Annotated in this window: 13 protein-coding genes; 11 read left to right on the forward strand and 2 right to left on the reverse strand. The window is 69.2% G+C overall.

Features of this window, described 5'->3' with window-relative positions:
• Positions 1-99 precede the first annotated feature (99 nt).
• From NYP18_RS07015 to bioD, 3 genes are all read left to right on the forward strand, one after another.
• The gene (locus NYP18_RS07015; RefSeq protein ID WP_304503690.1) at positions 100-981 is read left to right on the forward strand and encodes a ParA family protein; all 882 of its coding nucleotides are present in this window, start codon (positions 100-102) and stop codon (positions 979-981) included.
• Positions 978-1790: a segregation and condensation protein A gene (locus NYP18_RS07020; protein WP_259427467.1), complete on the forward strand. Its 813-nt coding sequence runs from the start codon at positions 978-980 to the stop codon at positions 1788-1790. Before NYP18_RS07015 ends, NYP18_RS07020 begins: the two co-directional genes overlap by 4 nt.
• A 228-nt stretch (positions 1791-2018) precedes the next feature.
• On the forward strand, positions 2019-2705 hold the full coding sequence (gene bioD / locus NYP18_RS07025) for a dethiobiotin synthase (RefSeq protein ID WP_259427468.1): 687 nt from the start codon (positions 2019-2021) through the stop codon (positions 2703-2705).
• 7 nt (positions 2706-2712) lie between these two features.
• On the opposite strand, the gene NYP18_RS07030 is transcribed toward bioD, so the two are convergent.
• Complete coding sequence (locus NYP18_RS07030; protein ID WP_259427469.1) at positions 2713-3276, reverse strand: GNAT family N-acetyltransferase; 564 nt, start codon at positions 3274-3276, stop codon at positions 2713-2715.
• Positions 3277-3500: 224 nt separating this feature from the next.
• On the opposite strand from NYP18_RS07030, the gene scpB reads away from it, so the two are divergent.
• The 5 genes from scpB (at position 3501) to NYP18_RS07055 (ending at position 7864) form a co-directional block, all read left to right on the forward strand.
• Positions 3501-4055, forward strand: coding sequence for an SMC-Scp complex subunit ScpB (scpB, locus tag NYP18_RS07035; RefSeq protein ID WP_259427470.1), 555 nt, complete (start codon positions 3501-3503; stop codon positions 4053-4055).
• Positions 4056-4118: 63 nt separating this feature from the next.
• The gene (locus tag NYP18_RS07040; RefSeq protein ID WP_259427471.1) at positions 4119-5057 is read left to right on the forward strand and encodes a pseudouridine synthase; all 939 of its coding nucleotides are present in this window, start codon (positions 4119-4121) and stop codon (positions 5055-5057) included.
• A gap of 11 nt (positions 5058-5068) precedes the next feature.
• Positions 5069-5749 carry a (d)CMP kinase gene (cmk, locus tag NYP18_RS07045; RefSeq protein WP_259427650.1) on the forward strand — a complete coding sequence of 227 codons (681 nt, stop codon included), beginning with the start codon at positions 5069-5071 and terminating at the stop codon, positions 5747-5749.
• The gene (gene der, locus NYP18_RS07050) at positions 5746-7302 is read left to right on the forward strand and encodes a ribosome biogenesis GTPase Der (RefSeq protein WP_259427472.1); all 1557 of its coding nucleotides are present in this window, start codon (positions 5746-5748) and stop codon (positions 7300-7302) included. Before cmk ends, der begins: the two co-directional genes overlap by 4 nt.
• Positions 7303-7309: 7 nt before the next feature.
• Positions 7310-7864, forward strand: coding sequence for a hypothetical protein (locus tag NYP18_RS07055; RefSeq protein ID WP_259427473.1), 555 nt, complete (start codon positions 7310-7312; stop codon positions 7862-7864).
• 19 nt (positions 7865-7883) lie between these two features.
• Here the strand turns inward: NYP18_RS07055 and NYP18_RS07060 are convergent, their stop codons facing one another.
• On the reverse strand, positions 7884-8666 hold the full coding sequence (locus NYP18_RS07060; protein WP_259427474.1) for a class I SAM-dependent methyltransferase: 783 nt from the start codon (positions 8664-8666) through the stop codon (positions 7884-7886).
• Positions 8667-8708: 42 nt separating this feature from the next.
• On the opposite strand from NYP18_RS07060, the gene NYP18_RS07065 reads away from it, so the two are divergent.
• From NYP18_RS07065 to NYP18_RS07075, 3 genes are read left to right on the forward strand one after another with little or no spacing between them, the layout of a single operon-like run.
• A complete protein-coding gene (locus NYP18_RS07065; RefSeq protein ID WP_259427475.1) occupies positions 8709-10169 on the forward strand; it encodes an ABC transporter transmembrane domain-containing protein in 1461 nt (486 codons plus the stop codon).
• A 5-nt stretch (positions 10170-10174) separates the two neighbouring features.
• The gene (locus NYP18_RS07070; protein WP_259427651.1) at positions 10175-11911 is read left to right on the forward strand and encodes an ABC transporter ATP-binding protein; all 1737 of its coding nucleotides are present in this window, start codon (positions 10175-10177) and stop codon (positions 11909-11911) included.
• Positions 11908-12753 carry a CE1 family esterase gene (locus NYP18_RS07075; protein ID WP_259427476.1) on the forward strand — a complete coding sequence of 282 codons (846 nt, stop codon included), beginning with the start codon at positions 11908-11910 and terminating at the stop codon, positions 12751-12753. The genes NYP18_RS07070 and NYP18_RS07075 overlap by 4 nt, the downstream gene beginning before the upstream one ends.
• Positions 12754-12777 lie beyond the last annotated feature (24 nt).

Genomic DNA, 12777 nt, shown 5'->3' on the forward strand with positions numbered 1-12777 from the left:
CAGTTCCGCCGTGTCACCCGGGTGCGGCGGGAACACAAGGTACCCTGTGGAAAGGCAAGGGCGCACGACGCCATAATTGATTCAGTCAAGGAAGAGGGTATGACTGTGAGCCGAGAGGGGATGTACGAGGACCCCGCTGGCGAGCTCGGTCTGACCGGACGGCCGCTGCGGGTACTCCCGCAGCCCGGCCCGCTGGACGAACACGGGCCCGCAACGATCATCGCCATGTGCAACCAGAAGGGCGGCGTCGGCAAGACCACGTCCACCATCAACCTGGGTGCCTGTCTCGCGGAACTCGGCCGCAAGGTCCTGCTCGTCGACCTCGACCCCCAGGGCGCACTGTCCGCGGGGCTGGGCATGCGCCACGACGAGCTCGACGTCACCGTCTACGATCTCCTCCTGGACAACCACACCTCCATCCACTCGGCCGTCCACCACACGGACCTGCCGAACCTGGACCTGGTGCCCGCCAACATCGACCTTTCGGCCGCTGAGATCCAGCTGGTCAATGAGGTCGGCCGGGAGCAGACGCTGGCGCGGGCACTGCGCCCGGTGCTCAAGGACTACGACTTCATCATCCTCGACTGCCAGCCCTCCCTCGGCCTGCTCACGGTCAACGCCCTGGCGTGTGCCCACGGCGTGATCATCCCCATGGAGTGCGAGTACTTCTCCCTCCGCGGGCTGGCGCTGCTCACCGACACCGTGGAGAAGGTTGCCGACCGGCTCAACTTCGATCTGGAGATCATGGGCATCCTGGTCACCATGTTCGACCGGCGCACCGGCCATGCCCGTGAGGTGATGTCCCGGGTGGTCGAGGTTTTCGGGGACCGGGTCTTCGACTCGGTGATCACCCGGACCGTCCGCTTCCCGGAGACCTCCGTCGCCGGCGAGCCGATCATCACCTGGGCGCCCAACTCCCAGGGCGCGGAGCAGTACCGCCACCTGGCCCTCGAGGTGCTGGAACGGACCGCACGCCGGTGACGGCCAGCCCGGCTGCGGAGGACAGGCAACCGGGTTTCCGCGTCGCCCTGGACAACTTCGAGGGTCCTTTCGACCTGCTGCTCCAACTGATCGGCTCCCGCAAACTCGACGTCACTGAGGTGGCCCTGGCCGAGGTCACCGATGACTTCATCGCCTACACCCGGACACTGGGGGCGACCTCCGACCTGGATGAGACCACTGAATTCCTCGTGGTGGCCGCCACCCTGCTCGACCTCAAGGCTGCCCGCCTGCTGCCCCGCGGCGATGTCGACGATGTCGAGGACCTCGCCCTGCTGGAGACCCGCGACCTGCTTTTCGCCCGCCTGCTGCAGTACCGCGCCTACAAGAAGGTCGCGGACATGTTCGCCCGTTGGCAGCAAAACGCCCGCCGCCGCTACCCCCGTGCCGTGGGGCCGGAGGAGCGGTTCGCCGATCTGCTCCCGTCTGTCGATCTCGGGCACACCCCCGCCAGTTTCGCGGAACTGGCGGCCGGGGTCTTCCGGCCCCGGCCCCCGGAGTCGGTCGGCGTGTCCCACCTGCATCAGGTCGCCGTCTCGGTGCCGGAACAGGCCGGGCGGATCCTGGATACCCTCCGGTTCATCGGCGCAGGTCAGTGGCTGAACTTCCGGACTCTCACCCGTGACTGCACCGCCTCCATGGAGGTGGTGGGCCGCTTCCTCGCGCTGCTCGAACTCTACAAGGCGCAGGCCGTGGACACCCTGCAGGAGGAGGCCCTGGGGGAGCTGTCGGTGGCCTGGACCGGCCTGGAGGTGGACCCGGCGGTGGTGGCTGCCGTGAACTGGGACTAGGGGACCCCGGCCACACCCCTCTGAATGTTGTTCAGCACCAGATGCTGCACGCGTCAACTGATCGTGCTTGAATAACGTTCAGCTAATGCTGTCGTCACTTCAGAGGAGTTTTGTGTCCCAGGTCAAGATTGTCCGTACCGGTCAGCCCCCTCACGGCTCCGGACGTGCGCCGGCGCCGGTCCTGCTTCTCTCCCGTCCCTTCCCCGGCTCAGTAGGGGAGGTGGTTGCATGAGCATCATCGTCGTGACAGGTACCGGCCCGGGCGTGGGAAAGACGATCACCACCGCGGCCATCGTCTCGGTCCTCAGTGAGCGGGGCATGAAGGTCATCCCGGTCAAGCCGGTCCAGACCGGGGTGTCCGCACACGGCACCGGCGATGCGGCGAACATCCGGCGGCTCACCGGGGTCGGGGCGCTGGAATTCGTCCGTTACCCGGAGCCCCTGGTCCCCGTCCTCGCGGCCCGGCGTGCCGGGTTGCCCTCGGTGGACCGGGCGAAGATGGTCTCCCGGATCCGGGCACTTGACGGCCCGGACCGGGTCGTGGTCGTGGAGGGGGACGGTGGTCTCCTGGTTCGCCTGGCCGGCAGCCTCACCATCGCGGACCTCGCCTCGGATCTTGGGGCGCCACTGATCGTGGTCACCCCGCTGGGGGTGGGCAGCCTCAACGCAGCTGAGCTGACGGTGACCGCCGCCCATGCCCGGGGGCTGCACGTCCGGGGGTTGGTCGGCGGCAGCCTGCCGGCGGATCCCGACCTGGCCACCAGGGAGAACCTGGCTGAACTTCCCTGGGTGACCGGTGTGCCGATGCTGGGCTGCCTGCCTGAGGGGGCCGGCAGCCTCGACCCCGTGGAGTTCCGCAGCATGGCCCGGCAGTCCCTCGACCTGGATCTGGGTGAGGCACTCCAGCTGGCCTGACGTGCGCTCAGGGGCGGGCCTTGAGGAACTCCAGGAGCTCCGGTGACAGTTCCCGGTCCGCGTAGATGCGCACATCCGGTTCCTCCGGGAGTTCGTCAGTGCCGGCGCGACGTCCCTCCCAGACGGAATGGAGACCGATCTTCTCCAGGATGCGCGCCGAGGCCGGGTGGTTGGTGGTCACGCGTGCGGTGACGGGGGTGTCCGGGTCCATCCGGCGCACGGCCTTGAGGGCGGCCTCGGAGACCTCGGTGGCGTAACCGTTGCCCCATTTGTCGGGGCGGAACCGGTACTTGAGGTCCCAGACGCGGCCGTCGACCAGCTCGAGACCGCCCACGCCGATGAATTCGGAGGGCTGGTCACGCAGGTAGATGCCCCAGGGGCCGAGGTCCTTCGCGGCCCAGGAGGCCTGCGTGCGGCCGATGAGCTGGTGGGTTTCCCGGACGTCGTCGTGACGGGCGTGCGGGCGGTGGGTCCAGATGCGCTTGTCGCTGTAGACCTTGTAGGCCTCCTCGTCATGCCTGGTGCTGAGCGGCATGAGGATGAGGCGATCGGTGCGTGTGATGGTAGCCATACGGAAATGTTACACACATCACACCTGTGCGCAAGAGAAGTTGGCAGGAAAATCTTCGCGGGGGTGCACGCGGCCTAGACTGACGGGCATGAATCCGCTGATCCCCGCCACCGCCCGGGCGGAACTTCCCATGACGGCAATGGTTGGCAGGCCACCTTCTCCCGCAAAAAACAAGGGTGCAGGCTTGACCTTTGCCTGTTTCCCTGGTGTGAGAGGCATGAGCTGTGACTGAGCTGCCCCTGATCGGTCAGCTGCGCTCCCGTCTGGAATCGGTGCTGCTGGTCCTCGATGCCCCGGCGACCGCGACCGCCCTGGCCCGGGTCCTCGGGGTGGAGGAGGACACCGTCACCAGCCTGCTACGGGCCACGGCGACCGAATTCAACCACCGGGGCTCCGGTTTCGACCTGCGGGAGACAGGGGAGGGGTGGCGGCTGTACACCCGTCCCGCCAATGCGCCGGTGGTGGAGCAGTTCCTGCTCGACGGCTCCCAGGCCCGACTCTCCCGTGCGGCGCTGGAGACCCTGGCTGTGGTGGCCTACCGCCAGCCGGCCACCCGCTCCCAGGTCGCCGCGGTCCGCGGCGTCAACGTCGACGGCGTCATGCGCACCCTGCAGCTGCGCGGGCTGATCCGGGAGGTCGACACCGGAGAATCCTCCGGGGCCCACCGCTACGCCACCACGGAGCTGTTCCTGGAGCTGCTGGGAATTGATTCGCTCGATCGGCTACCCGATCTGGCGCCGCTGCTGCCCGAGGTCGATTCCATCGACGAGGAGTTTTGAGGGTCCATCCGGTAGGGTTGAGCGGAAGTAAATCCATAACCGAATGAGAAGGACACGATCTCCGTGACTCCACCCGCTCGCCGTGACGGCACACCGGAAAACCAGGGCAGAAAGCCCCGTGCATCCGAGATTCCGCTGTCCCAGGCCCGCCCCGCCCGCCGCCAGAACGTCTCCTCCGAGGAGCGCCGCAAGAAGGCCGCCTCCGCCCGCTCCGTCGCCGAGAGCCTGGGCGCCGACTGGCTCTACGAAGGCGAGACCGCCCCCGCCGCCGAGGGCATCCGCCTGCAGAAGGTGCTCGCCCAGGCCGGCGTCGCCTCCCGCCGCCATGCCGAGGTCCTCATCGACAAGGGCCGTGTCGAGGTCAACGGCAAGGTCGTCAAGGTCCAGGGCACGCGCGTCAACCCGAACGTGGATGTCATCCGCGTCGACGGGGTGCGCATCAACGTCAACGAGGAACACCAGTACTTCCTCCTCAACAAGCCCCGCGGCGTGCTGTCGACCATGTCGGACGATGAGGGCCGTCCCTGCGTCGGTGACTACGTCGCCGAGAAGCTCGCCTCCGGGCGGCGCCTGTTCCATGTCGGCCGTCTCGACGCCGACACCGAGGGCCTGCTGCTGCTGACCAACGACGGCGAGCTGGCCAACCGCCTCATGCACCCCAGATACGAGGTGTCCAAGACCTACCTGGCCACCGTGCTGGGTGAGGCCGACCGGAAGCTCATCCGCACCCTGAAGAACGGCATCGAACTCGATGACGGCCCCGCCAAGGTCGACTACGTCCAGATCGTGGACACCCACGAGGGCCAGTCCCTGCTGCGCATCGAGCTGCACGAGGGCCGCAAGCACATCGTCCGCCGCATGCTCAAGGCGGCCGGTTACCCGGTCCAGCGCCTCGTGCGCACCAAGCTCCACACGGTCCAGCTCGGCGAGCAGAAGCCGGGCCACCTGCGTGCCCTCAACCAGTCCGAGCTGACCTCGCTGTACAAGGCGGTGGGAATGTGAGCTGCTCCAACATGCCGGGAGGCGGGTTGATCCTGGCGGTGGACGGCCCCTCCGGCACCGGCAAGTCCACCACCTGCCGCGCCCTGGCCAAGCGCCTGGACGCCTGCTACATCGACACCGGTGCCATGTACCGCGTGGCCACCCTCGCTGTGCTGCGCGCGGGCGTGGACCCGACGGACGTCAACAAGGTCATTGAGGCCACCCGCGACCTGCCGCTGGGTGTGAACAACGACCCCGATTCCACCGAGGTGCTGCTCGCCGGGGAGAACGTCGCCGGGGAGATCCGGGGCCCCGAGGTCACCCGCAACGTCTCCGCGGTCTCCGCCGTGCCGGAGGTGCGCGAGAACCTCGTCGCCCTGCAGCGCCGCCTGGCCACCGAGGCACACCGCGCCATCGTCGAGGGCCGCGACATCGGCACCGTCGTGCTTGCCGACGCCCCCGCCAAGGCCTACCTCACCGCCTCCGCGGAGGTCCGCGCCCGCCGCCGCTACCAGCAGGACCGCTCCGCCGGCCGCGAGGCCGATTTCGGCACCGTGCTGGCCGATGTCATCCGCCGTGACGAGATGGACTCTTCCCGTGACACCTCGCCCCTGCGTCCCGCCGAGGACGCCACCATCATCGACACCTCCGAGATGACCCTCGACCAGGTGCTCGAGAACCTCATCGAGCTAGTGAAGGAGTCCTCCCGATGACCGAGCAGAACACCCCCGGCCCCGACGAGAACGAGACCGAATTCGTCTTCCACACCCCCGGCGGCGGCGAGATGGACGCCGAGGGCGTCTTCATCGAGGAGGAGGAACCCGCCCCCGGTGACGGCTGGGCCCCGGAGGACTTCGACCCCGCGGACTTCAACTTCGACGAGATGACCGAGGAACAGTGGGCCGACCTCGAGGAGAGCCTGGGCTTTGAGACCCAGGAGCACCTCGAGGAGGAACTGTGCACCGTCGCCATCGTCGGCCGCCCCAACGTGGGCAAGTCAACCCTGGTCAACCGCTTCCTCGGCCGCCGTGAGGCCGTCGTCGAGGACTTCCCCGGCGTCACCCGCGACCGCATCTCCTACCTCGCCGAGTGGAACGGCCGCCGCTACCTGGTGCAGGACACCGGCGGCTGGGACCCCAACGTCAAGGGCATCCACGCCGCCATCGCCCGCCAGGCCGAGGTCGCCATGGAGACCGCCGACGTCATCGTCATGGTCGTCGACACCAAGGTCGGTATCACCGAGACCGATTCCGTCATGGCCAAGCGCCTGCAGAAGGCCGAGGTCCCGGTCCTGCTCGTGGCCAACAAATTCGACTCCGACAGCCTCTACGCCGACATGGCCGAGTTCTACGCCCTGGGCCTGGGGGACCCGTGGCCGGTCTCCGCACTCCACGGCCGCGGCGGCGCCGACGTCCTCGACGAGGTCCTGGCGAAATTCCCCGAGACCCCGCGCAAATCCTCCATCGTCGAGGGCCCACGCCGCGTCGCACTCGTGGGCAAGCCCAACGTGGGCAAGTCCTCGCTGCTGAACAAGGTGGCCAGGGAGGAACGCTCGGTCGTCGACAACGTGCCGGGCACCACCGTCGACCCCGTCGACTCGCTTGTCCAGCTCGACCAGAAGCTGTGGAAGTTCGTCGACACCGCCGGCCTGCGCAAGAAGGTCCGCACGGCCCAGGGCCATGAGTACTACGCCTCCCTGCGCACCCACGCGGCCATCGACGCCGCCGAGGTCTGCGTCATGCTCATCGACGCCGCCGAACCCATCTCCGAGCAGGACCAGCGCGTCCTGAACATGGTGCTGGAATCGGGCAAGGCCCTGGTCATCGCCTTCAACAAGTGGGACCTCATGGACGAGGACCGCCGCTACGACCTCGACCGGGAGATCGACCAGCAGCTCAACCACCTGCCGTGGGTGACCCGCATCAACGTCTCCGCCCAGACCGGCCGCGCCCTGCAGCGCCTCGAACCGGCCATGCTCCAGGCCCTGGAGAGCTGGGACCGGCGCATCTCCACCGGCCAGCTCAACAACTGGCTGCGTGAGGCGATTGCCGCGAACCCTCCGCCGATGAAGGCCGGCCGTCTGCCGCGCGTGCTCTTCGCCACCCAGGCCTCGACACGTCCGCCGGTGATCGTCCTGTTCACCACCGGTTTCCTCGATGCCGGTTACCGCCGCTACCTGGAGCGCAAGTTCCGCGAGCGGTTCGGCTTCCACGGTTCCCCCGTCCGTATCGCGGTGCGCGTGCGCGAACGTCGCACCCGGAAGTAGCGTCCCCGTGGTACGTCGTGCCACGGCCCTGCTCACCGCGGGACTGCTGCTCGTCGGCTGCGCCACCCCGACCGACCCGACCGACAACGCCCAGCTGGTCACCCCCTCCGGCTCCACCTCCGTCACTGAAACGGTGACGCAGCTCGAGTACACGGAGGTGCCCGCCGGGCGTTTCCGGCTGCCGGGTCAGGACGGGCACGCCTTCGCCTCCTCCGACGGCGTCACCGAATGCCGCATCCGGGTCACCGGCTCCGGCACCTCCGGGGAATGCGTCTCCGCGGCGACGTCGCAGGAGGAGTCCGCACTCATCGTCTTCGACGAGCAGCAGCACCACAACGGGGAATTCTCCGCCGATATCGGGGCAGCAGCCCCGGGACAGACGGCCGGCGTGCCGGCGCAGCGCCTGGCTCCCGGCGAGATGATCCGCCTGGGCACCGTCACCTGCCTGAGCCCCGCGGAGGGCTCCCTCGCCTGCCTCAGCGAGGAGACCGGCGACGGCTTCCGCCTCACCGGCCACCGCTACGACACCTTCCACCGCGGCGGGGAACGCTTCGGCCTCTGATACCGCCCCCTGATACCCCTCAGCGCTCCAGGATGAAGGCATCCGTGCGGTAGGGGATGGCCAGCAGCTCACCCTCCTGGAAACCCAACCGCTCATGCAGGTACCAGTTGAGGTTGCGGGTCATCCGCGCCCGGACCTTCTCATCCGAGCGCAGCCAGTAGGAACGCGAGGCCATCAGATCATGGACCTGTCCGGTGCGCAGGTGCTGGACCCAGCCCGTGCGCAGCTCCCCGGTGACCGACCACGGCGCGTGCACCTCCGGGACGAAACCCGGACGCTGCACATCACCCGAGTGCATGATGCGCGTCAGGCGCAGCACCCAGGGATGAGCGACATCGAGGTTGTTCCACACCAGCACCACCCGGCCACCCGGGCGCACCACCCGGTCCAGCTCCGTACAGGCCGCGGCCGCGTCGACCCAGTGCCACGTCTGCGCGCAGGTGACGGCGTCCACGGCGGCGTCGGCAAGCGAGGTCGCCTCAGCCGTCGCCCGCCACACCGGCACCTGAGGCAACCGCTCATGCAGGACCCGCACCATGTCCGGGCTGGGATCACCGGCCAGAACCTCATGGCCCGCACCCACCAGCGCGGCCGTCAGCTTGCCCGTCCCGGCACCCAGATCAGCGACCACCCGGTGACCGGCGAGCAGACCGACCACCTCCGGCGGATAACCTGGGCGGACATCATCGTAGGTCTGCGCCCCGGTCCGGAAAGCCCACGCGGAGCGCTGCCGGTGGGAATCGTCGGTGAAACCGGGGGTGTCCTTCCCGGAGGCGGGACGGAAGGTGGGGGAGGAGGTCATGGGTGCCTGGCTGGGAAATCGGGTTCAGTTAGGATACCCATCATGTCACGAATTCCGGCGGCGGATGACCCGCGGTGGTTGCTCCGGACCGTCTTCTCCAGGTGGCGGCACACCGGGGCCGCAGCGGTCCTCATGTCCGTCGCCTTCCTGTGCAACGGCCTGACCCCGCTGATCATCGGCCGGGCCATCGACGAGGCCATCGCGCCGGGCGACCTCCAGCGCCTGCTGCTGTGGCTCGGGGTGCTCGCCTCCGTATTCGTCCTCAATGCCGTGACCAGCTGGTTCGCCCGCCTCCTGCTCATCCGTTCCGCCCTGCTCATCGGCCACCACCTGCGCATGGCGGTGACCGACCGGATCCAGGAGCCGCGCGGGATGGCGGGCCGGCCGCGCACCGCCGGTGAGCTGTTGTCGATCGCCTCCTCCGACACCCAGCGTGTCTCCGATGCGGTGATGATGACGGTCTTCCCCGTCGCCGAGATCGTCTCCGTCATCTACGTCGGCGTGGTCATGCTCTCGATCAACCCGTGGCTGGGGATCTCGGTACTCATCGGCGGCCCGCTGGTGGTGTGGATGGCGTTGCAGGCCTCCATCCCGCTGCGCAGGCGCTCCACCCGGCGGCAGCGTGCCCTGGCCCGGACCGCCGCGATGGCCACCGACGTGGTGCAGGGGCTGCGCATCCTCAAGGGCCTCGGCGCAGTCAACACCGTCCGCGGCCGCTACGCGGCGGTCTCCGACGAGGCCTACCACCGCACCGTGGAGGCCAACGCCGCCCAGGCCCGCCTCAACGCCGTCACCGAATCCACCGGCGCCGTCTACGTCATCGGCGTGGGCGTGGCGGCGGGCGCACTCGCCGTCACCGGGCAGATCAGCGTCGGTGAACTGATCACCGTCGTCGGCCTGACCCAGTTCATCATCCAGCCGATGACCATGCTGGGCAAGAACATCGCCTCCCGCTGGGCGGCGGCCCAGGCCTCCGGCAAACGCATCGTGGAGATCCTCGGCGCCGGCCCGGCCCTGCCCGAGGAACACACCGAGGTCCCCGAGCTGCCCGCCGGCCTCACCGTGGTCACCGACCGCGCCCCGGACGACCTGGTGCTCCTGCCGCGCCACCGCGTGGTCGTCGCCCCCTACTCGGCGGATCTTTTCGACGGCCGCGTCATCGACAACATCCACCCCGACCGCGACGTCGCCTGCGCGGCACTGCACAGCGCCAGCGCCGAGGACATCCCCGGCGGCCCCGACCGGGAGGTCGGCGAGAACGGTCGCAATCTCTCGGGTGGTCAACGCCAGCGCGTGGCCCTGGCCCGTGCCCTGGCCACCGACGCGGAGGTGCTCATCCTCCAGGAACCGACCACCGCAGTGGATTCCGTGACCGAGCAGGCCATCGCCGGCCGCGTCGCCGACCTGCGCCGCAACCGGGTCACGCTCGTTTACACCAGCGCCCCCGCCTGGCTCGCCGTCGCCGACCGCGTGCTGGACGCATCCGAGGAGATTGTCCTGTGAGTGAACTGCGTTTCCCCCTCGCGGACCTCGGCCAGGTCCGTCGTGAGGTGGCCCGCCAGATCAGCGCGGTCCCCGGCGCGGCACCCCGGTTCTGGGCGGCGATCGCACTGCTGAGCCTGGGCTCAGGTGCGAATGTACTGGTCCCGATCCTGCTGGGCCGGATCGTCGACATCGTCCTCGACGGCGGGGACCTGCCCACCACCGGGCTGCTGCTGGTGGTGGCGGCCCTGACCGCCGCCGTACTCTCGGCGACCGGTTTCTACCTGCTCTCGCGGATCAGTGAGCGGGTCATCGCGAACCTGCGCGATGACATGGTCGGCACGGCCCTCGGGCTGCCCGTCCACCGCGTGGAGGATGCCGGCACCGGTGACCTGGTCTCCCGTTCCACCGATGACGTGGCCGAGCTGTCCACCGCCGTCACCGAGACCCTGCCGATCCTGGCCAGCTCGGTGTTCATGATCGCGGCGACCACCATCGCCCTGTTCAGCCTCGACTGGCAGTTCCTGCTGGTGCCGCTGGTCGTCGCCCCCATCTACTTCCTCGCTGCCCGCGCCTACCTCAAGGTCGCCCCGGAGCGCTACGCCGGGGAGCGGGCGGCCATGGCCGAACGCGCCCGCCGTGTGCTGGAGGCCATCCGCGGCCGGGCGACGGTGCGCGCCTACCGTATGGAGGAGCAGATGCACCGCAGTATCGACGCCTCCTCCACGGATGTGGTGGACAAGGGCGTCCGGGCACGCATGACCATGATGGTCCTGCAGATGTGGATCGTGGTCACCGAATTCATCATGCTCTCCGTCGCCCTGCTGGTCGGCTACCGCCTGGCCACCACGGGCGCGCTCAGCGTCGGGGCGGTCACCGGTGCCGCGCTGATGCTCATCCGTCTGCGTGGCCCGCTGATGATGATCATGCGGGTGCTCGACATGGTCCAGTCCGGTTATGCCTCCCTGACACGTATCGTCGGCGTGGTCGCCGACCCGCCGGCGCCCGTCCCCGATACCGGGGCGCCGGCCAAGGTCGGCCGCGTGGTCATGGACAACGTCAGCTTCAGTTACGGCTCCGGCTGGGCGGTGCGCGATGTCTCCCTGGACATCCGGCCCGGCGAGACCGTGGCCCTGGTGGGTGCCTCGGGTGCCGGCAAGACCACCGTCGCCGCCCTGCTCGCCGGGTTGCGCGTGCCCGACGAGGGCACCGTGCGCATCGACGGGGTGGAGGTCTCCTCCCTCTCCGATGCCGAACGCGTGGCCCGGCTGGCCATGATCTCCCAGGACGTCCACGTCTTCTCCGGCACCCTGCGCGAGGACCTCACCCTCGCCCGCCCGGAGGCCACCGACGCCGAACTCCTCGAGGCACTCGCCCGGGTGCGTGCCGACTGGTTCGACGAACTCCCCGAGGGGCTGGACACCGAGGTCGGTGCCCGCGGCCACCAGCTCGACCCCGTGGCCGCCCAGCAGCTGGCCCTGGCACGCATCCTTCTGCTCGACCCCAGGGTGGTGGTCATGGACGAGGCCACGGCCGAATCCGGCTCCGTCGGTGCGGGCAACCTCGAGGCCGCCGCAGAGGAGGTCACCCGCGACCGCGCGGCACTTGTCGTCGCCCACCGCCTCGACCAGGCCGCCCGCGCGGACCAGGTCCTGGTCATGGCGGAGGGCAAGGTCGTGGAACACGGCACCCACGAGGAGCTCGTCGCCCGCGGCGGACGCTACACCGAACTGTGGTCGGCCTGGTCCAGGGGGCGGGTGTGAGAGCCGCACTGACCGCCCTGCTGGCGGCGTCGACGCTGCTCACCGGGTGCACCATCCCCACCGGGAAACAACCTGCGGGGGAGGGGACGGTGGCACCGCGCGCCGGGGCCCCGCAGAAGACCACCCGCGGCACCCTGACCGTCAACGACCGGGAACGCCACTTCCGGCTGTCCACCCCCGACGGTTTCTACCGCGGCCGGCAGTGGCCGGTGATCTTCGCCTTCCACGGCTGGGAGGAGACCGCCGAGGAACTGGCCGCGAACACCGGGCTCGACGAGGCCCCCGCCATCGTCATCTACCCCGACGGCGTCGACAAGGCCTGGGCCCCGGCCCCCTACGCGGAGACCGCCGGGAAGGAGGACCTCGCCTTCGTGCAGACCCTGCTCGACGAGGTCGTGTCCACCTTCCCCGTCGACCGCAACCGCATCTTCGCCACCGGCTTCTCCAACGGCGGCGGATTCGCCGCCTACCTCAGCTGCCACATGCCCGAGACCTTCCACGCCGTCGCCCCCGTCGGCGCCGCCTACTACGAGACCATCCACCAGGACTGCAGCGAACGCCCCGTCGCCATGCTGGACATCCACGGCACCCACGACGACGTCATCTACTACAACGGCGGCCGCCGCCACGGCACCGACTACGAACCCGTCCAGGAGGTCCTCGACGACTTCGCCGAGCGCAACCGCTGCGACGGCGTGGCCCTGACCCGCAACAGCCCGGAGATCGTCGAACAGCACTGGCTGGGCTGCCGCCTGCCCGTCGTCCACCTCCGCATCGGCGGCGGCACCCATGTCTGGCCCGAGGGTGCGACCTCCGAGGTCCGCAACTTCTTCGGTATGTGATCCGGCCACGGTGTAGTTTGGGCG

The organism is Corynebacterium lemuris (assembly GCF_024919295.1).
Taxonomy (GTDB): domain Bacteria; phylum Actinomycetota; class Actinomycetes; order Mycobacteriales; family Mycobacteriaceae; genus Corynebacterium; species Corynebacterium lemuris.

Coding starts and splice junctions, on each gene's coding strand:
- NYP18_RS07060 (WP_259427474.1), bottom strand. CDS start 8,666: ATGACCTCCTCCCCCACCTTCCGTCCCGCCTCCGGGAAGGACACCCCC.
- der (WP_259427472.1), top strand. CDS start 5,746: ATGACCGAGCAGAACACCCCCGGCCCCGACGAGAACGAGACCGAATTC.
- bioD (WP_259427468.1), top strand. CDS start 2,019: ATGAGCATCATCGTCGTGACAGGTACCGGCCCGGGCGTGGGAAAGACG.
- cmk (WP_259427650.1), top strand. CDS start 5,069: ATGCCGGGAGGCGGGTTGATCCTGGCGGTGGACGGCCCCTCCGGCACC.
- NYP18_RS07015 (WP_304503690.1), top strand. CDS start 100: ATGACTGTGAGCCGAGAGGGGATGTACGAGGACCCCGCTGGCGAGCTC.
- NYP18_RS07030 (WP_259427469.1), bottom strand. CDS start 3,276: ATGGCTACCATCACACGCACCGATCGCCTCATCCTCATGCCGCTCAGC.
- NYP18_RS07065 (WP_259427475.1), top strand. CDS start 8,709: ATGTCACGAATTCCGGCGGCGGATGACCCGCGGTGGTTGCTCCGGACC.